Source organism: Collinsella sp. UBA1693 (assembly GCF_002320115.1).
Classification (GTDB): domain Bacteria; phylum Actinomycetota; class Coriobacteriia; order Coriobacteriales; family Coriobacteriaceae; genus Collinsella; species Collinsella tanakaei.
This window is the reverse complement of sequence record NZ_DCJT01000010.1, coordinates 327,556-348,373: the sequence shown is the minus strand read 5'-3', so window position 1 is coordinate 348,373 and position 20,818 is coordinate 327,556. Positions and strand designations below refer to the sequence as shown.

22 protein-coding genes are annotated in these 20,818 nt (G+C 61.8%); 13 read left to right on the top strand and 9 right to left on the bottom strand.

Annotated features, from left to right (window positions below; all coding sequences use genetic code 11):
* Positions 1–111: 111 nt before the first annotated feature.
* The 10 genes from B3H65_RS05960 to B3H65_RS05915 all read left to right on the top strand — a co-directional run bounded on the left by B3H65_RS05960 (position 112) and on the right by B3H65_RS05915 (position 12,594).
* On the top strand, positions 112–426 hold the full coding sequence (locus tag B3H65_RS05960; RefSeq protein WP_286684518.1) for a hypothetical protein: 315 nt from the start codon (positions 112–114) through the stop codon (positions 424–426).
* Between the two features lie 169 nt (positions 427–595).
* Positions 596–4,201: a hypothetical protein gene (locus B3H65_RS05955; RefSeq protein ID WP_286684517.1), complete on the top strand. Its 3,606-nt coding sequence runs from the start codon at positions 596–598 to the stop codon at positions 4,199–4,201.
* An 84-nt stretch (positions 4,202–4,285) separates the two neighbouring features.
* The gene (locus B3H65_RS05950) at positions 4,286–4,798 is read left to right on the top strand and encodes a hypothetical protein (protein ID WP_286684516.1); all 513 of its coding nucleotides are present in this window, start codon (positions 4,286–4,288) and stop codon (positions 4,796–4,798) included.
* A gap of 194 nt (positions 4,799–4,992) precedes the next feature.
* On the top strand, positions 4,993–5,379 hold the full coding sequence (locus B3H65_RS05945; RefSeq protein ID WP_286684515.1) for a hypothetical protein: 387 nt from the start codon (positions 4,993–4,995) through the stop codon (positions 5,377–5,379).
* Positions 5,380–6,149: 770 nt separating this feature from the next.
* A complete protein-coding gene (locus tag B3H65_RS05940) occupies positions 6,150–8,081 on the top strand; it encodes a hypothetical protein (protein ID WP_286684514.1) in 1,932 nt (643 codons plus the stop codon).
* Between the two features lie 180 nt (positions 8,082–8,261).
* Entirely contained in the window at positions 8,262–9,224 is a 963-nt protein-coding gene (locus B3H65_RS05935; RefSeq protein WP_286684513.1) for a DUF4268 domain-containing protein, read from the top strand.
* Positions 9,225–9,373: 149 nt separating this feature from the next.
* Positions 9,374–9,883 (top strand): hypothetical protein, encoded by a 510-nt coding sequence (locus B3H65_RS05930; RefSeq protein ID WP_286684512.1) that lies wholly within the window; start codon positions 9,374–9,376, stop codon positions 9,881–9,883.
* Between the two features lie 149 nt (positions 9,884–10,032).
* Entirely contained in the window at positions 10,033–10,242 is a 210-nt protein-coding gene (locus B3H65_RS05925) for a hypothetical protein (protein WP_286684511.1), read from the top strand.
* A 1-nt stretch (position 10,243) separates the two neighbouring features.
* On the top strand, positions 10,244–12,061 hold the full coding sequence (locus B3H65_RS05920; RefSeq protein WP_286684510.1) for an HsdM family class I SAM-dependent methyltransferase: 1,818 nt from the start codon (positions 10,244–10,246) through the stop codon (positions 12,059–12,061).
* Positions 12,058–12,594: a restriction endonuclease subunit S gene (locus tag B3H65_RS05915; RefSeq protein WP_286684509.1), complete on the top strand. Its 537-nt coding sequence runs from the start codon at positions 12,058–12,060 to the stop codon at positions 12,592–12,594. Before B3H65_RS05920 ends, B3H65_RS05915 begins: the two co-directional genes overlap by 4 nt.
* A 169-nt stretch (positions 12,595–12,763) precedes the next feature.
* Here B3H65_RS05915 and B3H65_RS05910 read toward each other — a convergent pair whose 3' ends face one another.
* From B3H65_RS05910 to B3H65_RS05880, 7 genes are all read right to left on the bottom strand, one after another.
* Positions 12,764–12,985: a hypothetical protein gene (locus B3H65_RS05910; RefSeq protein ID WP_286684508.1), complete on the bottom strand. Its 222-nt coding sequence runs from the start codon at positions 12,983–12,985 to the stop codon at positions 12,764–12,766.
* Positions 12,986–13,097: 112 nt separating this feature from the next.
* Positions 13,098–13,271 (bottom strand): hypothetical protein, encoded by a 174-nt coding sequence (locus B3H65_RS05905; protein ID WP_286684507.1) that lies wholly within the window; start codon positions 13,269–13,271, stop codon positions 13,098–13,100.
* 91 nt (positions 13,272–13,362) lie between these two features.
* A complete protein-coding gene (locus B3H65_RS05900; protein ID WP_286684506.1) occupies positions 13,363–13,779 on the bottom strand; it encodes a hypothetical protein in 417 nt (138 codons plus the stop codon).
* Complete coding sequence (locus B3H65_RS05895; RefSeq protein WP_286684505.1) at positions 13,779–14,108, bottom strand: hypothetical protein; 330 nt, start codon at positions 14,106–14,108, stop codon at positions 13,779–13,781. Before B3H65_RS05895 ends, B3H65_RS05900 begins: the two co-directional genes overlap by 1 nt.
* Positions 14,105–14,482, bottom strand: a complete 378-nt coding sequence (locus tag B3H65_RS05890; RefSeq protein ID WP_286684504.1) for a hypothetical protein — start codon at positions 14,480–14,482, stop codon at positions 14,105–14,107. Before B3H65_RS05890 ends, B3H65_RS05895 begins: the two co-directional genes overlap by 4 nt.
* Before the next feature lie 2 nt (positions 14,483–14,484).
* A complete protein-coding gene (locus tag B3H65_RS05885; protein WP_286684503.1) occupies positions 14,485–14,811 on the bottom strand; it encodes a hypothetical protein in 327 nt (108 codons plus the stop codon).
* Positions 14,812–14,953: 142 nt separating this feature from the next.
* Entirely contained in the window at positions 14,954–15,298 is a 345-nt protein-coding gene (locus tag B3H65_RS05880; protein ID WP_286684502.1) for a single-stranded DNA-binding protein, read from the bottom strand.
* A 495-nt stretch (positions 15,299–15,793) separates the two neighbouring features.
* Between B3H65_RS05880 and B3H65_RS05875 the strand changes: the two genes are divergently transcribed.
* Together B3H65_RS05875 and B3H65_RS05870 are read left to right on the top strand one after the other, a co-directional pair.
* On the top strand, positions 15,794–16,384 hold the full coding sequence (locus tag B3H65_RS05875) for a ParA family protein (protein ID WP_286684501.1): 591 nt from the start codon (positions 15,794–15,796) through the stop codon (positions 16,382–16,384).
* Positions 16,377–16,694 (top strand): hypothetical protein, encoded by a 318-nt coding sequence (locus tag B3H65_RS05870; RefSeq protein WP_286684500.1) that lies wholly within the window; start codon positions 16,377–16,379, stop codon positions 16,692–16,694. Before B3H65_RS05875 ends, B3H65_RS05870 begins: the two co-directional genes overlap by 8 nt.
* A 651-nt stretch (positions 16,695–17,345) precedes the next feature.
* On the opposite strand, the gene B3H65_RS05865 is transcribed toward B3H65_RS05870, so the two are convergent.
* The gene (locus B3H65_RS05865; RefSeq protein WP_286684499.1) at positions 17,346–18,956 is read right to left on the bottom strand and encodes a recombinase family protein; all 1,611 of its coding nucleotides are present in this window, start codon (positions 18,954–18,956) and stop codon (positions 17,346–17,348) included.
* A gap of 118 nt (positions 18,957–19,074) precedes the next feature.
* Here B3H65_RS05865 and B3H65_RS05860 point away from each other — a divergent pair, with 118 nt between their 5' ends.
* Positions 19,075–19,395 carry a zinc ribbon domain-containing protein gene (locus tag B3H65_RS05860; RefSeq protein ID WP_286684498.1) on the top strand — a complete coding sequence of 107 codons (321 nt, stop codon included), beginning with the start codon at positions 19,075–19,077 and terminating at the stop codon, positions 19,393–19,395.
* 20 nt (positions 19,396–19,415) lie between these two features.
* Here the strand turns inward: B3H65_RS05860 and B3H65_RS05855 are convergent, their stop codons facing one another.
* Positions 19,416–20,804 (bottom strand): MFS transporter, encoded by a 1,389-nt coding sequence (locus B3H65_RS05855; protein ID WP_286684497.1) that lies wholly within the window; start codon positions 20,802–20,804, stop codon positions 19,416–19,418.
* Between the last annotated feature and the right edge of the window lie 14 nt (positions 20,805–20,818).

Genomic DNA, 20,818 nt, shown 5'->3' with positions numbered 1-20,818 from the left:
ATCCGGGCGCGGGTGCGAATAACAACGCCGCGTCATAGCTCGGGATGGTCGCCTCCCGAGAACCTGTTGGAGATTCGCATAGCGAATCCGGGTTCTCGAGGAGGTTTTTTCATGTGTGAACCCATCGCCGTACCTGAGCGCGTGCCCGACGGCCAGCTCACGTACATCTCGGAGACGGAGGCTCATCGTCTCGGTTACGGCTCCCGCTCCACCCTGCACCGCTGGGCGCAGGAGGGCTCCGTGCGCTCGATCAACCTCGGCAACGGTACGATGCTCGCAGAAGAGGACATCAAGCTGAAGCTCGCCGAGCGCAAGGTCCTCAACGTCGCGAGCGCCTATGAAGTCCTCGCGCATCGCGTGGCGCAGCTCGCCCCGGTGTTCTCCGCCGAACAAAAAAAGCAGCTCGTCGAGCTGCTTTCGGCGTAGGGAGGGGCGGTGAGTTAGGTGCCTAAAAAGCAGGAAGCCGCCCCCCACGCCTGCCAGCGTATCGGGGACGGCACCCAACAACGAATCTATTAGTGATATTACCACGACTAATGATTCGCGTGAAGTCATAATCGAAACTAATGGCGATGAACACGCAGCGCACACGTCTGTGGCAGCGGACGAGTCGGGTCTCACGCCCGAGCAGCAGCTCGCGTGCCTGACCGACGAGGACGGCGTCGTCGACATCAAGCCGTTCGTGCAGTTCAAGTCGTCGTTTGCCGACCTCGAGGCTAACGAGCAGGCGATGTTCGCGCTGCTCGGCGAAACGGATAAAGCTCGCGTGCGCCGCGTGTGGGCGAACAATGCCCACGTCAACCGCGTCGAGAAGCTCCGGCGCGACGGTGTGCCGCTCATCGACGTCAACCGCGAGTGCGCGCGCTTCGCGTGGAAGCGCGTCGGTCTCGACCCCGACGAGTTCGATGCGGCGTGGAAGCGCGAGGTCGAGTCCCAGTCCGGCGCGCTTTCGGTTCACAGCGACACCGCGTTCCCATGGACGGTCACGCTCATGGTTTTCCCGTTTATGCCGAAGGTCAATCCGGCCCCCGAGGGGTTCGACGAGATTATCTCAGACGCTTGTTTTTGCAAATTGGAGTGGCGCGACTACGTCCAAGTCAGGAGTTACGATGCTCTGCGCGAGCTGTTCCGTCACGAGGGCGACATGCTCAATCGCGCCCACAACGAGGCGGAGCAGGAGCTGCAAGACCTCGAGACGCGCGCAGGCGACAAGGTCGCAGATGCGCAGCGCAAAGATGTCGTGCATGGACTGCAGACCTACCAGTACCTCCTGAATTACAACTTCACGAAAAAGGATTGTCCGTCCGCCGCGAAAGCCATCGGAGCAGTCTCCGAGGACGCCCTCGCCGAATACCAGCGCCTTACCGACCTCGCCGAAGAGGCTGGGAAGAACGCCAAGGCCCGCGAGGCGGCCGAGCGTAAGGCTCGCGGCCCGTGGGGCCCCAGCCGTAAGCTCGAAGACTGGGTTACGGACGAAATCGAGATTCCCGGGTCACGGTTCGGTTACTCCGTTGAACCCGAGGTGCGTCACCGCGCGGACGCGTACAAGCGCCTGCACCGCTTGACGCTCGAGCTCATCGACCGCTTCGGCGTGCCGATGCAGGATGACGGCGAGACGCCCGACCTCCTCGAGCTGGTGAACTTCGAGCTCGCTCTCGAGCTCATGCGCGACGAGATGTGGAATCTACAGCGCACGTCTAAGGACAACCCCACGGCGCGCGTCAAGTTCCGCGACGAGATTCCCGTCGATTACGCCGCCGAGCTGGTGGTTCGCGCCTATCGCGACATCGCTCCCATCAAGTGCATCGACGGCGTGCTGAGCTGGTTCCGCCCCGGCTCCGGCAGGCACTACGTGCCCATCGAGGATCCCACAGGCGGCAAGGAGGTCAGCGGCATCATCCGCGAGCTCTGCCTCATGGTGAACCCGATTGCTGATGAGGGCTACGAGCGTAAGTTCCGCGCGGCGATGCGCTGCGCCGCCCCGTCGGTGTTCAAGTTCAAGGCGCGCGACAGCCACGAGGTCGACCTGGACGAGAAGGTCGTGTCGCAGGGCACGCTGGTGTTCAACAGCCGGACGAAGGAGATCCGCGAGGTCACGCCCGACGACTGGGCGCTCCCGGCGTTCCCGAACTACATGCTCGTGGACGACGGCACCGGCCATGCGCGCCCCGACATCCCCGACCACATCGAGTTCACCGGCAAGAACCACGCAGGCGAGACGGTCACGTGGTCGCCTGAGCAGTTCGCCGAGGGCTGGAACCGCGAGCACCCCGACCTCATGTGGGATTGCCTCGACCAGACCCACAAGTACATCATGACCCCCTACGCGAAGCCGCAGGCGAACCTCTTCCCCATCGGGCGCGGCGGCTCCGGCAAGTCGACGCTGCGCTGCGAGATCGTGTCGCTCGTCGGCGGCGAGGACAACGTCTCGAACGTGTCCGTCTGCGAGTACGACGAGGATGAGACGCTGCTCACGGTGATCGGCAAGGTCATCAACTACCCGGATGACAACCCCGCCGACGGTGACGTCCGCGGCAAGGCGTACCTCCGCTACAAGGTCATTTCCGCAGGTAAAGCGGTCGTCCTGAAGCGCAAATACGATAAGTCGATCAAGAGCGACGCCCTGTGCGTGCCGTCGATTCAACCGTTCAATGACATTCCGCGCTTCGCGTCGTACGACGCGGACATGACGCGCCGTACGAAGATCGTCCCCGCCGGCGACCCCATTCCCGATGATCAGAAGATCGACGACGTGGTCGACTGGATGGCCACCCCCGAGGTCGTGACGTGGTTCGCGTGGCACGCCGACGAGGCGTACCCCTCGTGGCGTCACTTCGCGCCGAACCCGCTCATGGACGCCGCGCAGGAAAGCGCCCTCGACGAGGTCGACCCCGCCCGCATGGTGCTGAACGCCATCCTGCCCGACCTGTTCGAGCGCACAGAGTGCATCCCGAAGCGGCTGCTCTATCTCACAGCGCAGGCGTACATGTCCACTTACGCAAAGAACAGCCGCCTTGGCAACTTCGATACCAAGTTCAAGCGCGATCTCGACCGCCTCCTGCCCGAGTACGGCCTCGTGCTCCCGAAGGAGCCGTCCGGCAAGGACGCCCAGTTCAGGCTGAAGAACCGCTATTACCCCGACGACGTGTTCGACGCCCTCCGCTCGATCACAGGCACGCACCCCTACGGCGAGTTCTCGGACGTGGAGGCGTTCCGGTCGAGCATTCCCCAACGCCTGCATGAGCTCTTCAACTATGCCTACGAGGGCCGTTACGCGGACAACATCCGCGGCGTCGTCTGGAAGCAGGAGGCCTGGGAGCAGGAGCAGGCCGGAAAGCATCCGTCCGACACCCGCGCCGCCCACGACCAGCAGGTTCTCGACTCATGGAGCGAGAAGGACCGCGCCGATTACGCGGCATATCTCGAGGCTTACGAGGATGTGAGGCTCTTCAAGCTCCGTCGCGTGGACGGCCGCCTGTACCGACCCATGCGTCCTGAGGCGTGGTTCGAGAGCGACCGCCCGACTACCATCTGCCGCGTGTGGCGTAACGGGCCGACGACGCCGCAAACTCTGCTTCATTGGCACGGTAAGGAAGCGTCTCGCGACGGCAGCTATCGCGAGGTCGAGCGCCTGTCCAGCAACTGCGTCTCCGAGGTCTACGCCGTTGCGTGGGTCTATGAGCCTGACAACGAGCCTGACGATGACGATGGCACCGCTCCGACCTCGACTTCCGCATCGACGGATGCGCCTACGAGCGATAAACCCGCAGCTCAGACAGCCGACGCCCAGTCAGTGTCCGCTGACGGTGCGGGTGAGGCTCCCGCGTCCACCGGTGAGCCCGCCCCTGCGAACGAGCCGCCAGCAGGCTCTAGGGCGTCCAAACCGGCTCGTGGACTGCATCCCGCCGCGTCCAGCGGGTTCACGTGGGCACCTGCGCCGCCCGCTCCCGAACCCCAGCTCTCGTCCGACGAACGTTACGACCGGTTCTGCACCGCGGCGAAGCGCCATATCGACGAGTCCTGCGGCTACGTGGTCTACGACGGCGGGCCTGAGGGCGCGACCGTCTGCCGCGAGGTGCTGCCACGCGACGAGTGGTCTGTCTACGGCGAGCCGTTCGTTGAGGCGGGCTCTGTCGATGTCGACGGCGAGAAGCTGCCGCTGATCGGTAGCCGCCCCGACCCCGCCCCGAGCGCGCCCTAGCGCTCACCCTGCACGAACCAGCCCGCGCGCCCCGCGTGGTGCGCGGGCCTCTAACCACCATCAACGAACGATTGGAGTTTCATCATGACCGCTAACCCCACCACCACCCAGCAGCCCACTGAGGCCGAGTACGAGGCTGTTGCGGAGCAGCTCTCGCCCCGGCTCGATTACACCAGCGCGTTCGTTATGAATGCACTCTACTCCGGCGGCATGTCCGAAGAGGCAAGGGCGCGGCTTCATCGTGCGTTTGTCGACTATGACACCGCGCAGCAGCAGCTTGAGCGCACCTGCATTGACTTCCGCGACCATAAGGTGATTCTCGCCGAGGATTGTTGCCCCCGCGAAACCCTTAATGCGTTCTGTCGGTATTACTTTTCGCATATCGAGGGGGCCATTCGCGCGTGTGAGGTTGCCAAGGCTGCTCTGCGTGCGCAACTGCGCGACATCGTGACGGAGATAGGCGCAGACGGTGTCGTTGAGGCTTTCAGCTTCATGTCGAAATGGATTACCGACGACTATGACAAAGCTCGCGGCACCAAGCCTGTGGTGGAGCTTATTGGCGACGATACGGTGATCTCGGTCATGTCGCAGCTTTAGTGCCCACCCCCGGCTCCGCGCAACGGCGCGTCCGCGAGCGGGGCCGTCGATATACGCCCGTCGGCGCGCGTGAGCGCCGCGTGCGCGTGGATGCACGAGTGCGTCCCACGGTGGACGACCTCAAGCGTGCGGCGAAGGCTGCGCACGCGACGAGCGAAGAGTAACAGCAAACAACGTTAAGGAGTTGGTGAACGATGAGCGAGCAGATGATCGAGAGCACCGAGCAGCGGGCCGCGATGCCTGCTGCCGATGTGCGCGAGGGCACGGCGGACGTGACCGCGAACGAGGCGGCCGTGAGTGCCGACGAGGGCGCGGACAAGTCTGCCCCGGGCGCGGAAGACGGCGTCGAAAAGACGCGGCTCGAAGCGGCCGAGGAGAGCGTCGCGAAGCTCGAGAAGAGCTTCAAGGATGCCGAGGCGAAGATTGAAAAGGAGAAGGCGGATCATCGCCGCCGTATGAAAAATCTTCGCGGCAACCGCGACGCTCTCGAGCAGGCGCTCGAATCCGCGCGCGTGCGTGCGGAGAACGAGCGCCTGCGCTCCGAGCTCGAGCGCATCCGTCGCGAGGGCTCGGGCGCGTAAGCGCCGGCGTGCGGGCATCTGTCTCGCATGCGGCGCGTACGCGCAGCGCGGCGAGCGAGCACGGCAGTCCCCCGTCAGTGGGGCGTGAGTGCACGCGAGGCCGCGCATGTGCTGAGGTGTGCCGTCGACGTTGCGAGCTATCAAGCGAGCAACCAGACGCGCACCTCAGCACGGAGCCGTGAGCACATCGGTGCGAGCGGCTTTCGGGACGGCGCATCGTCGCCGGCCGAGGGGGTGCCCCTGCGGCGGGGAGCGCAGCTCCCCGAGAGCAGGCCCGTCGGGTTTACGGAGGTCGCCGCAGGCGACCGTAGAAAACCCTACGGGCACTACCTTATAGTTTGTCCCGGAATTTTTCCGGGCAAACGTCGGCGTCTTTTGACGCCTGCACGCGAGCCGATGCTCGCGGGCGCTTTTCCTTCCGCAGACCATTGTCTGCGAGAGCACGTCGAGCCGTTGTGAGGCGTGCATGCTTTCATCCATCGGGCTTTTGCCCGGACGCGTCGGCACGGATGTGACGGCGCGGGCTTTACATCATGCGCGATATGCGCACGAGCGAGCGCGCGGATGCACGCGAGCGCTTCACTACACAGCGCGGGCTCGTGCCCGCGGAGAGCACGGGAAGCTCTGCGAGCCGTGCGCCACATCTCACGCGTGCTCATGCGCGCAAGCACTCACACCACACGCGGGCCGATGCCCGCGAAGCTCACACCATCACGGGCCGATGCCCGGACATATCTGTTCTACGTCCATTGACGGAAGGAGTGATCGGAATGCCTTCGTTCGGCTGCGGCGTGTCCACGTCGAAACTGAACATGACCGGGAAGTCCACGAGCACCTCGATGCCCCACGACAAAGCGTGCATGGAGTTCGGCGAGGAGCGCGCGTCGCTCTCCGAGAACCTCGACCGCTCGCGTTCATCGCGTAACGAGTATTTCTTCCCCGAGGGCTGCGGTAACTCGGGCGGGGCGCTCTCGAACTGGTTGCTCGAGCAGTTCGAGGACTATGCCATCGAGTACGGCAAGGCGCACAAGCCGAAGAAGGACGGCTCGCCGCGCCGCCCGCCCATCTCGACGACCATCGGGCTCGGCATCGTCGTCACGCCCGACGAGGAGGCGGTCGCGCAGTGGCCGGCATGGCTGCGGCGAAAGTTCGTCGACGACTCGCGCGAGGTCATCGAGAAATGGCTCTGCCGCCCGCTCGATGCGTACGCGAAGCACGTCGACGAGGGTGCGATCGAGGAGCGCGGCCTCACGCGCGACGACGAGCTCGGCGACGACGGCCTGCATTGGCACGGGCTCGGGCGCATGCCCGACCTCATTCCCGACCGCGAGCTGCTCGTGAAGTATCTCGGCGAGAAGGGCGCGCAGAACTTCATCGACCGCTATGACGGCGAGAACGACGGCTGTCTCTACCGCACGGGCAACGTCATGAAGGCAGGCCGCCTGCAGTTGCTGCACAAGATGTTCGCCGGCGAGATGGCCGAGCGCGGTTGGCGCGAGCCCACCGACGAGAACGATCTCGAGGCGACCGGCTGGTCGGTGGAGCCGCACGTCTCCAGCGCTGAGAAGCACGAGCGCGAGAAGCAGGGCGAGGTGTTCCCGGAAGCCGGGCGCTCGGCGAACAAGTACGCGCGGCAGGCGCGCTGGGAGCGCAAGAAGAAGGCCGAGCAGGCCGAACTCGAAAGCGGTCAGGCGAAGCTCGCGAAGGAGCAGGCGGCGCTCGCCGACGACCAAGCGGCACTCGAGAGCGACCGCGAGCAGCTGGACAGCGACCGCGCGCAGCTCGAGGACGATAGGGTGCAGCTGGATGCCGACCGACGCGTGCTTCTGGACGAGCAGGCGCAGTTCAAGACCGACGCCGAGCGCGACGCGGCCGCGCGCGAGAGCGGCTATTTCCCCGCCCTCGACAAGCACGGCAAGAAGACGATAATCGCGCTTCCCGTGAGTGATGTCGGGCGCGCCAACCTCACCGACCCGGATTCGTGCGCCGAAGCGGCGGATAGGCTCCTGCGCCGCATCCGCACAAAATACAAAGTCGGCCAAGGCCCTGCCGATGGTCGCATCATCATCGGTGAGTTCGTTCCGGGCTATCTGTTCCGCGAAGCTCTGGTCGCAGGTCGCGAGGCGGACGTCACGAAGCGCGAAGCCGCGGCTGACGAGCGCGAGCGCGAGGCTGAGCAGGCCGTATCCGAGGCCCGCGCCGTCGTGGACGCGAGCCGCAGGCACGACGCCGAGGTCGAGGACTGGTGGGCGGATGCGAAGCGCACGCTGCGCAAGTCCGCGCAGCAGCTCGCAAAGGACGTCCACCGCTTCCTCGGCAAGGCGGCGCGGCAGTTCCAGTCCTCGCGCTCCGACCTCGTGCGAGGCATCGGCGAGACCTTCGCGAAGGCGGCGTATCAGTGGGGCATCCACATCAGCAGCGCAGGCGCGTTCGCGAACAACCCGGCGCTCGCCCAGATCTTCGACGATGGCGACCACGACGAATGGCAGCGCGTCGAGGATGCGAAGCCCGCATCGCTCGACGACGAGCTCATGGGCGTGTTCGACGAGATGCGCGGGCCAAAGTCGAGCACGGGCAAGGCCCGCGCCAACGCCCAGCAGGTGCAGGCGCAGCGCGTGTCGTTCGCGGAGCGCTGGGGCATCGACATCGACGAGGTCGACACCACGCCGTCGACCACGGACTACGACGAGCCTGATTTCTAGCCTCTGAGGCCGCTCAAGACCGCTGACAGCGCGATTAAGCCCGCGTGCTCACCGGTGCTAGTGCCGGGGGCGCGCGGGCTTTCTGCATGCCTGCAAAGCCCTCGCATGATATAAGCGCTGCGCAAATGCGTGTTTCTACGCGACGTGAGATAATGTCTCCAATAAACGTCGAGGGAGTTGATGCAGATGCCGCAGGTGAAACTCGGGAAGATCGAGCCGGTGCCCGTCCGCGAGGTGTGGCCGCACGAGGCGCTGAACTTCACAAAGTGGCTCGCCGAAGAGGAAAACCTCGCGCAGCTCGGGGATGCCTGCTCGATTGACCTCGAGCTCGTGGACACGGAAAGCGCCGTGGGGTCGTTCGCCGTCGACATTTTCGCGAAGGAGACGGGCTCCGACCGCCGCGTCGTCATCGAGAACCAGCTCGAGGACACAAACCACGACCACCTCGGCAAAATCATCACCTACGCTGCGGGCAAGGGTGCTGACGTGGTCATCTGGGTCGTCGCCCGCGCCCGAGACGAGCATCGGAAGGCCATCGAGTGGCTGAACGAGCACACCGACGACGAGTGCTCCTTCTTCCTCGTCGAGATCGAGGTATGGCGCATCGGCGACTCCCCGATGGCACCAAGGTTCAACGTGGTCGAGTCGCCGAACGAGTGGGCGCGCGCCGAGAAGGCGAAGGACGGGCTCAGCGAAACGCAGGCCGCCCAGCTCGGCTATTGGCAGGCGTACCGCGAGGCCGCGCTCTCCGACCCGGGCTTTTCCAAGATCATGCGGCCGCAGAAGGCGCACGCCCAGCACTGGTCGGACGTCAACGTCGGCTCGTCGAGGTACCACCTGTGCCTGCTCGCCGTCGTGCAGAAGCGCCGCATAGGCGTCGAGGTCTGCATATCGAACGACAAGGACTTCGGCAAAGTGGTGTTCGACCACCAGCAGGAACTCGAGCAGCTGCTCGGCGCGAAGGGCGAGCCCTACGACGCAAAGAAGTCGTGCGGCATTCGCTTCTACCGCGAGAACTGCGACGTCAAGAGAAAGCCCGAGATGTGGGGTGACTACATCGCTTGGCAGCTCCATGCGGCCGTGCAGCTGCGCGAGGCGATGGTCGGCATTGACGAGTCCTATCTCGCGGATACAGGCGAGTAGGCAAGTTTCGAGCGCGCACATGTGATGGCGATCGATACATCTTCTCGGTCTAAAGACGGAAGGCTGAATAAGCCGAGCGCAATTACCGAATATCGAACGTTCAGGTACACTTTATCTCGTGGCGTTCGACAACTGAAGTGGGTGTGACAATGAAAACAATTCGAATGTTTGCAGCGCTTGTTGTCTGTGTCCTCACGGCGTCCGTCACTTTAACGGGCTGCGGTGCATCCGGTACATCAGAGAGCGCGGTACCTTCGGTCGATCTTTCAAAATACGCGGATCTCGCATCTGGTCGCGTTATCGTCATCGGTTCTGACGGTAAGGAGACGGATTGGGAGCTTGACGATGTCGACGACAACCAGGTCGCATTCGAGGAGGACGCCGAGGGCGCGACGATTGTCGTTTCCGCAACGGTTCTCGCGACTAAGAGCGATTTCCAGCTCAACAGCGGCAACACAGTTGAAGCTGCACTCCAGCTTGCCGCAACCGAGACCGTGATGGGCCACCCTGCGGCGACCGCGCTCACTATCGAAGTCGACCCGAGCGTAGTATCCGATCAGGGTATCGAGGAGGGGGATCAAGTCCTTGTGGCATCCACTAATTGGGACGTGAAATATGACGAGATGAGAGCGCCTGTTGAAGTGCAAAAGATTTCCTAGCTTTTGATTTAGACAGGAAGAAAAGGCCCCGCCGCCCCTCGGACACATCCGAGGGGCGGCGGGGCCTTTTCCTGCGTCTCAAGTGGATATCTTTTCTATTCTGCTAAAATATAATTTAGATATCCGCAATACCCGAGAGGAGAGTCGTCATGGCCGAAGCCGCAGCTCAGGAGGCTGAGAAGCCCCGGCGCGGGCCAAAGCCTCAGCCGCGTAAGAAGGCATTGATTTCGATGACGGCAGCCGATTACGAGGAGCTGTGCGCATGGGTAGACGCGGACGGAACAACCAAATCCGCCGTTGTGCACGAGATGATGGGGCGTGAGCGTGAGCGGCGCGCTGCCCTGACTAGGGAGGCGTGAGATGGCGCTCAATCTCACCGAAGATCAGGTGCGCGATCGCGCTCGTGTCATTCTCGAGTTCGATAGCTCGGTTGACGCTCAGTGCGGCGTCGGCCAACTCACCACGTTCAACCAGCTCGGATTCAACGGTGTCGCTGACAAGCCCGACGGGTGGTATCTGCCGCACAACCATGCGGACACGGCGTTGATCCTTGAGGTCAAGGCGTCAAAGGTCGCCCTTGGCGATAAGCAGGTCATCGAGCTGATGAAGAACGTCGATATCGCCGAAACGTCGTATGAGCACGTCGTGGGCATCCTCTACAACGGCGAGGACACGCGTGTTTTCAAGGGCAGCGAGGAAATTGACGACGCGCCGGCTCTGCAGAACAAGGAGCATTACCTCGCGTTGTTCACGGTCGATCGCATCGACAAGGAGCGCATCTACGAGCTCACTGCGCGCATCAACAACTGCCTGCATTTCGACTTCGGCATAAAGAACCTGTACAGCCGCATGATTTTCACCGCCTGCGCGCTGGTCGCAAAACGCTATGACGCGACGATGGTTCGGGGCATGGATTACAGCGAGTTCCACAACGCGATACTGAACTGCTTGAACAAGGAACTCGTTCGCTTCAAGCGCCAAAACCAAAAGCTCGGCGTACTCACCGACGAGTTCTCGAAAATCGAGATGAACCTCGACGTCACGAGCGAGGATGAGAAGCAACAGAAGCGCGTGAAAGACCTGATCGCTCAGTTCATCGGGTGGATCGAGGAGATTTCCGCGTGCATCAACTCCGACGCATGGCGCGGCGAGGACGTGATGGGTATCTTTTTCAACGAGTTCAACCGCTACAAGAAGCAGAACGAGGGCGGGCAGGTGTTCACGCCCGAACACATCACGGACTTCATGTACCGGATTCTCGACGTCGACATGAATGATCGGATACTTGACGCGACATGTGGCAGCGGCGGCTTCCTCGTGAAAGCCATGGCAAACATGATTCAAGAAGCGGGCGGCCCGCATACGGATAAGGCAAAAGCAATTAAACAGAAGCAGCTTTTCGGCATCGAGCTCGATAAGGAAATCTACGCTCTCGCCTGCGCGAACATGCTCATCCACAAGGACGGCAAAACGAATCTTGAGCAGCTTGACGCCCGGTATGAGTCCGCCGCGGATTGGATAGCGCGACAGAAGATTACCAAGGTCATGATGAACCCGCCGTTCGAGAACAAGTATGGCTGCATGACCATCGTCGAGAATGTGCTCGACCACGTACCCCCTCACACGATGTGCGGGTTCATCCTGCCGGACAAGAAGCTCGAAAAGATGCCGAAGGCGTCCCAAACTCGGCTGCTCAAGCACCACAGGCTGCTGAAGGTGATTAAGCTCCCCGAATCCCTGTTCCAGAACGTCGGTATTACGACCTCGATATTCGTGTTCGAAGCACGGGTCCCGCAAAACGGTCAGGAGTTTTTCGCCTGCTACATGGCCGAAGACGGGCTCGAGGCGGTTAAGAACAAGGGTCGGCACGATGTTCGCGGCAAGTGGGACGCCATAGAGGATTATTGGGTGCAGGTAGTTCGCCGCCAAAGCGGGGACGCAACGGTGCAGTGGAACGATCCTTCCAAATGCCTGTCCTACCAGATGCCGCCCGTTGAGTTTTCCATCACTGACGAGGATTTTCTTCGCGTCGCGTTCGATTGGACGATGTACCAAAACGGCGTCGATGCGGGTGAGTTTGGCAACAATCTACTATCGAAGGTCATGTATGCGAGTGAGGTCAATACGCACGGGCATGCAGTTGAAGTGACGCTTCGCAGCGAGGAGGCGCTGTCATGACAAACCTCGATGTTACAGCATGGGGCGAATTTCTCGTAGGAGGCTCAAACGGGCTGTTCCACGGCATTGACTTTGGGAAGTGCAAATCGGCCGGTACTTTGCTGGATGGTGACATCCCCTACATCGGGGCGACGAACAGGAACAACGGTGTTATGCGCTACGTTGCTGACGACAACCCCTCCATGATCTCAAAAGGCAACTGCATCGTTTTCATCTGCAACGGGCAGGGGTCGGGTGGATACACGGTCTATATGCCAGACGATTTCATAGGTTCACGTGATATTAAGGTGGGGTATAACGATCACCTCAATCTTTATACGGGTATGTTTCTCGTCACGGCGCTCAACCGTAACCGGGATATCTATGGTTACGGTTTCACTGAGAAGCGCACGAAGGCGACGATGGCGAAAGAAGTTGTGCGGCTTCCAGTGACAGGTGACGGCGAACCAGATTGGGCGTTCATGGAAGCGTTTATGCGTCGAAAGCTGGATGAGGCCAATCGACGATTTGCTTGTTTTCAACACGCTCTGTAATGAAGAGCCCCGAGGTCAAGCGTTTGGCCTCGGGGTTTTCTCGTCAGAGTGGAAGAAGGGCCGTCATCGCGCTGCCCTCGTATCGCTTTGGGGCGTGCGGAAAGGTAAAGTTCTCGAGAAAGGAGTTATGAATGAACGGAGTTGTTATCGAGACGAAGAGAACGAGCGGTTACGACGCGTCTGCAGGCTCAAGGTTGACCTCAGCGAACGGGCACTTGAAGCTGAACTTGCACCCGTTCTCCATCGCCTCTGACGCAATCTCCTTCACCGCGTCCGTGATGTAAAACGCGAGCGGGATTAGGGCCGTGATGACGGCGGCATCTTTGACGTCGAGCGAGGACAGGGCCTTGGTTGCCTGACTAACGCACTTCGTGATGGTCGTGTTCTTCATAACGTATCCTTTCTGTTCATAACCACTAAAAGTGCGCTCTGACGACACCTCCTTCCATGGGTGATTCTATCACCACGAACATGTAAAAGCGCTGCTCAGGCGTGGGTGAGGGCTACTCCTCCTCCCATCGTGCCCTTAACTCCTCGATGCACTCCTCGCATGCGCAGTGCATGGCGGCGCGCATGCCGACCGTGAGGTCATAGTCTGCCTCGACGCTTTGGCGAAGCAGCTCCGACACGCCCTCGAGCACCTCGATGAGCATGGCAGTGGACATGGCAACACGCATGGGGACTCCTCTCGACGTGTACCCGCCTCTCGGGCACATGGCCAAAAGATAAAACCCCCGCTCAGCGCGATGCCGAGCAGGGGTTTACATGTCACAAGGTGCAGATCTCCCACGCGCACGGCATGCGGTCGTGCACGCCGCACTCGGCGTTCTCGAGGGCTTGCATCATCCGCTCGACGCACTCGCAGAGCTCGTGGGCGACGTACAGTGCGCGCAGGTCGACGCTCGCTTTTGTCCATATCGGCAGGCTGATGCCGAGGTCGGCGTCGACGCAGGTCGCGTTCCACGAGGCGGCGTAGTCCTCGATATTGACGAACGCATCGCTCCAATAGCGCGTGAGCAGCGCGAGCCTCAGGTCATCGCGGTCGTCGTGCCGGTCATAGCGGCGCATCGCGATGCGGTAAGCTCGGTTCATAATCTGAACGCCGTGCTCGGATAGCTGTGACGTGAAGTCGAAGCCGCTGAAATCAAGCGTTCGAATCTCTGAGCAGGTGGTTTCATCATTCATTAGGGTCGTCCTTCCTCGTCAACTTCGGTGTAAAACGCGTACTCGGGCTCGAACCCCGGGTCGGCGTAGGCGGCCTCGATCTCCTCGACCGACATAGCGCTCACCTGCGCGGATGTGAGCTGGCCGTTGTCGGCGAGCAGCCACGCGTGCATCCACCAGAGCGGATATGCCGCCCAGGTGTTGAGCCAGTCCTCTTCGGCGATGTACTCCCCGAAGTCGTTGAGCCGGTACACACCCTCGAACGGCGCGAACTCGTCGCGCACGCAGGCGCGCAGCTCGTCCGTCACAGCGAGGATCTGGTTCATGGTCGTGGTTCCGATGGCGTTCATACGGCGCTCCTCTCGTAGGCGCAGACGATGCGTTTGACGAGCTGAGCTGCTTGGAAGCACGCACGTGCCTGCGTGTCCAGCCACTCCTCGCGGGCGTTGGGACGACGTCGTCCGTTGTCACTGCGGCGAAGCTCGGAAGGGCAGCACAGGCGCTCGGCGATGTCGGCGTTGTAGATGAGCGAACAGCCGCCCCATGAGTAGTCGTGCCACGACGGCGCACCGTTGAGCAGCACTTTCTCGACAGTTCGAGGCCAAAGCTCCTCAGTTGGTTCCAGTTCGTCGAGCATGGACTGAGCGTAGGCGACCACTCCGCGCTCCCACGCTGAGCGGGGGCGCTGGTTGGCGAGGGCGGCGATGATGGTGCTGACCTGCATCGTTACGCCTCCTTCGCGATGAGCTCGGGTGCGAGCTGAACGATGTACGCGCGCTGACCGAAGTTGCCGTAGCTCGTGTCTCCGATGATGCTCGCGTAGCCCTGTTCGATGAGGGCGTCGAGGTAGACGCGCTGGTCATAGGGCACGAACGCGCAGCCTTGAGGCAGGGCGTCGTTGAGGTTGACGGTCAGGTCGCTCCACAGCTCCTCCTCGGCGAGGTCGTACAGCATCACCGCAGGTCGGTCGCCCATGACGTAGCGGCCGAGCACGGGCGTGAGGGTCGGGACGTCGGGTACGTTGATCTGGATTGAGGTCACAACGAGAGACATGGTTGGCTCCTTTCGAGCGGGGACACGGGTCGCTGAGTCACCCGTGGCCCCGCGCGCATGTGCGGGGCCTGCCTCGGAAAAAGAAAGCCCGCGAGCCGGGTGCGGCTCGCGGGCGATGGGCGGATAGGGCGCTGAGCTGCGGTTACGCCGTCTGCTCGGAGGTGCGGGTGCGCCAGTCGAGCTCGTCGACGACGACCTCGACCTTGGAGCGACGGACACCTTGGCGATCCTCGTAGCTGGACTGACGCAGGCGTCCCTGCACCGAGACGTAGGTGCCCTTCATGAGGTACTGGGCGAGGGCGTTGGCGCGGCGGCCGAACAGCACGAGGTCGATATAGCTCGGGCGGTCGGCGAAAGAGCCGTCCTCCTGACGGGCGCGCTCGTTGACGGCGACGGTGGCGCTGAGCACCGGGGTGCCCGACTTGGTGGCCCTGAGCTCGGCGTTTGCGGCGAGGTTGCCGGAGAGGGCGCAGGTGTTGATGGACATGATGGGTTCCTTTCCTATCGGAGGCTGACATGGATGGAACCGTGGCTCGAGACGGCAGTCGCGGGCCTGAGATGAGGGTGCTGGGGCGGGTGTACAGAGTTTGTCGTTTAATTGAACGTGAAATGTACCGAGAACATACAACGGGAGCGATTTTCGGGGCGTTGTACGTAGCTTGAACAAAAGAGCAACAAAAACGGTTCGTGGATTGTCGTGTTTTGGGACAGCGAGGGTGCGTTGTACGTAGAGCGTACAGAGTGGGTACGCGGATTGTTCCGGAAATGTACTGTGTACAAGATTCGTCTGGGTTTTGAACAATCGAGCAACAAAACAGGTACAAGTTTTGTAGGCAGGCGCGTTTCAAGGTCGGCGATTTTAATATCTTTTGGATATTAAAATCGCTGCCCCAAGCTGTGGAAAATAATATTAGGTAGATATTAAAACGCACACACAGGGGGTATAATATTCGCAGGTAAACACTAGTTTTGGGCGAATCACATGGGACAAAAACGTAAGCACACGCCTACAATCACAGTTGTCAATCAAAAGGGCGGAGTCGGCAAGACCTTCATCGCCGACGAAATCGCATGGGGACTCGAGCGCGAGAGCGTTCCGTGCGCCTTTTTGAACTTCGACAAGCAGGGCGGCACACCGCACGAGGAGAGCACGCCTGAGGAAAGGCGCGCCGCGGACGTGTTCGTCATCGACACGCCGGCGGGACTGATGCGGCAGCTGCACGATCTGCTCGTGCAGACCGACGTCGTGGTGATCCCCACGGAAACCGACGACGGCGAGGTGCCGGCGACCGAGTACACCATGTCGCTCGTCGAGTGCAACTGCCCTGATGCTGTGAAAGTGCTGGTCGTGAACAAGTGGACGCGCTTCAACGCGGCACGCGACTTCGAGGCGCACGTCGACAGGTGGCGCGAGAAGGGCTGGGCCGTGTTCTACGTGCCCGAGACGGTGCTCGTGCGCAGGGGAAAGAACGAGCGCAAGAGCGTTGTCGCGCTCGCGAAGCGCTCGCGCGTAGCTGAGGCCGTGGGCGAGCTGACGCGGTATGTGATTGAGGCGGTGGGTGCACATGCGTGATACGGATGCCGTGCGCGACGTCGAAGCGCTTCTGAGCGATTCTGATCTCGACCGTAACGAGGCGAAGCGCACGAGCGAGGGCAAGACGCAGAAGAAGAAGTGGCTCGCGTCCATGGGGGCGCAGGACTATGACGACCTCAAGCGCTGGTCGAAGGAGGCAGGCCGCACGATGGTCGCCTACCAGTCGACGATTATCGGCTGGGTGCGCCTGATTCGCGAGGTCGCCGCCGCGGAGGGCGTGAGCCCCGACGTGATCTTCTACGACATGCTCGAGCGGGAGAAGCGAGCGCTCAAGCGCAAGCGCAGATAACAGCAAATAAGTGGCATAAACGAACATGGGATACACGTGCCCGCTACCGGCACACGCCGGTAGCGGGCGCTCTTCTGTCTCTGCACTGCCGTGCCTGCGGTGCGGTGGCGGTCGAGGCGCGAGCGCCCTTTTGTCGGACGACACATCGGAAAACGCGGCCGGCGGGCCCGGTAGGGCCTTGTAACCTTTTTGGCCTGTTTGTAACACTTTTAGGTTACAAAGGTTTCCGCAGGCAAACCTATATAAAACAGCTCAAAAATAGCTTGTAACACTTTTCAGTAGAAAAGTTTTTTCCTATATAGGATTACTGATTGTGTCAGGAATGGCGTACCTAAAGCAGAATACGCAATACAGTACCTATATACCGAAAAAAAGTTTGTCCACCAAATGGGCTACAAGTGTTACAAACCCAAAAACAGGTACTCTGAGCAGGGAAAATGCTTGTAACCAAAAAGTGTTACAAAGCCACGGAAAAGGATACAACTCTCTGGTTGCGGCAAAACGAGGGCTGCCGCTCCCGCCTTTCGAGGTGTGAAAGTTAATAAGTGCGCGCCCGCCGCCCGCGCCGGCGTCTGCCGCGCGGTGGAAGGAACGAGAAAGCAAAGCGCCCGCCCCGGCGTGAGCGGGACGGGCGCGAAGAACACGGAGTCGCTATTCGGCCGGCGGCGTAGCCGCCGTCTTCCACTCGAAGCGGACGGCCTCCGTCGGGTCAAACGGGATGCGCCGCCCGTTCCTGCGGGCGGTCTCTGCGCGGTCGGTCTTTGTGATGTAGACGTCACACAAAAGGTCGATGACGGCGCGCCTCGTCTCGAGGTCTGCACTGCGGTACGCCTCGGCAGGCGACACCTCGCGGAACACGGGCGATGACGCCTGCGTGTTCTTGATCTGGCTGATCTCTATCTCAATCTCGTGGATCCGCGCCTCCGCCGCGTCGCGCACGCGCTTGAGATCATCGGCTCGGATCAGGTCGTCGACGTAATCCTTCTCCGCGTGTTCGATGCGCCCGCGCAGTCGCGTGACTTCTGCCTCGAGGTTCGAGGTCTGCACGCACTGGTCGCTGCTGCTCACGCACACGAGCTCGCGGAAGTCGGGGCGAGAGAGTACGGCGACGATGACGCTTTCGACGAACTCGTCCACGGGTGCGGCGACGCGGTTGGCATGCCCGGTGCACGTATAGCTCCGACCCTGCCGGTGCACGCGCCCGTGACAGACGGGGCAGCGGTAGAGGCCGCTGCCGAGGCTTATGCGCACGCCCGGGTCGGCGACCTTGATCTTGCGCGCGGGGTCGTCGAGGATGTGCTGGGCGCGATCCCACGTCTCGTCGTCGACGATCGCCTCCCACTGCCCGCGCACCCACTCGCCGGTTTTGGGGTCGCGAACGCGCCGGTTGTGCCATTTGGCGCTCTTGTCGCCGTTCTTGCCGACCTCGGTGGGGATGTAGGTCGCGAAGCCGGCGTAGCGCGGGTTGCGGAGCATCTTGAGCACGGCGGAGCTGCACCAGGGCTGCTTCGCGGGCAGATCGTGCGGCTCGCGGTCGGGGTGGCGCTCGTTCCACTCGACCGTCGCTGTCCAGCTCGGGCGTGGCAGCGTCGGGATGTCTCCCGTGAGCTCTTCCTTTTCGCCGGAGAGGGCGCGGGCTATGGACTTGAGCGACGCGCCGGCGAGAAACGCGTCGAACACGGCGCGCACGGCCTCGGCTTCGTGCTCGATGACCTCGCCCTTGTGCGAGTAGCCGGTGGGGCGGTTGCCCACGGGCACGATGCCCAGCTGTGCTCGCTGCCGCATCGCCGCACGCTGCCGCTCGCCCTTGTGCTTCGACTCGTTCTCAGCGACGGCGACGCGGATGCGGGCGATGAGCAGGCCGCCCGACTTCGATAGGTCGAGATCCATGCCGTGCGCCTCGACGACGTGGCAAAGACCCGCTTTGGCGAGCTTGACCCATTGATCGAGCTGTCCGGGCTGTCGCGTGAGGCGGTCGAGGTCCCACACGTAGACGCGATTGATGAAGCCCGCTTTCACGTCTTCGATGAGTCTGTTATATGCGGGTCGGTTCTTTTTCGCGTCCGCGGCGGAAATCGAGAGGTCGGAGTAGACCCGGTCGGCGGGCACCTCGACTCCGTCGCGTGCCGCTCGCTGCCGGCACTCCTTCTCCTGACGGTCGAGCGCCATCTCGCCATAGCCTTGGTCGAGCGAGATTCGGACGTAGATCGCGGCAGTTTTCTCGACTGTATCGTTAGTCTTGGATTTGTTCGATTGTCCCACGCGTACATCACCCCTAGGGCCGATTCAGATACATTTGCGCAGGACAATGGCTATATTTTACTCCTTTCCCTATATAAGGGCAATTTCTCTACCGGGAGCGACGGAGCCGAGCATCGACATGATCAAGCTCATCGCTCGCGAGCTCGAGGTGCCCGTGATGCGACTGCTCGACATGCCGGAGCACTACTGTCAAAGCTGCGGCATGATGTTCACCGGACCCGATCAGCATGGGCACGAAGCAGACGGCACCGAGACCGAAGACTTCTGCCGCTGGTGCTACGACCAGGGCGCGTACACCTACGAGACCACCATGGAAGAGATGATCGAGGACTGCGCGCCGCGCATGGCGGAGCACATGGGCTGGTCAGTGGACGAATGCGCATCGCTTTTGGGGGCGATCTTGCCCAATCTGCGCAGGTGGAATGCAACGGATAAGTAAGGCAGGTGCCAACGCAAGCATCACCTTGAAATCATTTGGGACGAGATTCTCCTTGCAATAGGAATCGACACCGCAAGGCCCACCACCGCAGACACAAGCACAGCGCAAAATACCCAAGTGGTGCCGGCAGGGGATGCAGCGGGGGCAAGCATTCCGCATACAGCAGTGGATACGGTTCCGCCAAATCCCCTAAAGAACATCGCCGTGGATGTTGCCCTGCCAGCGTCGCGGGCATCTGCCCCCGTCTGCGCCGATAGATTGGAAACCGGCATTCCCACGCCGACGCCCAGGCCAAGCGCCGCCGTGAGCAATGTAACCAGGGGTGCGGTCAGGCTTTGCGCCCCAACAATGAACGCTGCAGCCGCAGCTAAGATTACGAACGAAGATGTCACCGCAAGCGCACGAAGCCTGCCATTCTTCCTGAACAGGGCGCCCGACACGTTACTTCCAAGCATGAGGGCAAGCGTCATGGGAATGAGCGCCGCACCCGATGAGGCGGCGGCGATACCCATCGATTCCTGCAAAAGCCGCGGCAGATACGTCACGCCCGCCATGAGAGCAAACTGCACGCAGAAGCCCGAGATGAATCCTGCGACAACCCGAGGGCGGCAGAACAGCCCCATGGGAATCACGGGAGCACTCGCAGCAGCCTCAACCCTGTACAGGGCAAACGTGAGGATAACAAATAGCGCTATGAGAGCGGCTGCCCGGGGAGATACCAAGGGGAACGCGCCGCCCGCCAAACTGAACACGGCAACGAGGCTCAATACGCTCAACGATGCCAGCGCGCTTCCCGCCGCATCGAATTGCGCCGAGCGGTACCCATCGCCCCTGCCCGGCAGACTCCTCGACGATAGTGCAAACGCGACAATCGCGATCGGAATATTCACAACAAAAATGACATGCCAAGACAACCCCTGGGCAACGGCCCCTCCAATCACGGGACCGATAACGCTCGCCACGCCGTACATGGCGGACGCCGCCCCAAGATAAGGACCCCTATCGCGCGGCGGAAGCATCATGGCAGCGGCTATGAAGACGCCGGCCTCTAACAAGCCGCCGCCAACACCCTGTAACAAGCGAAACGCGGCAAGCGCCTCAATGGTGGGAGCCGCGGCGCACAGCGCAGACGCCGCAGCAAAGAGAGCCAGGCCAAACGCATACGTTCGCTTCAAGCCAAAATGAAACGCAAGGCCGCCGCATAGGAGCGTGGACACAGTGCTTGAAGCAAGATATGCAGTCATAGGCCAGGCATAATGCGCCGCTCCACCCAAGGCGGCCGAAATCGTCGGCAGCGCCGTTGCCACCACGGTAGAATCAAGCGCAGCGATAAACAACGCGAGCATGAGCCCGGCCGTCATCAACCCGCCAACAGGTTGACAAGCTCCACCGGTACGGGTTTCTTTCATTGTTGTACTCCTCC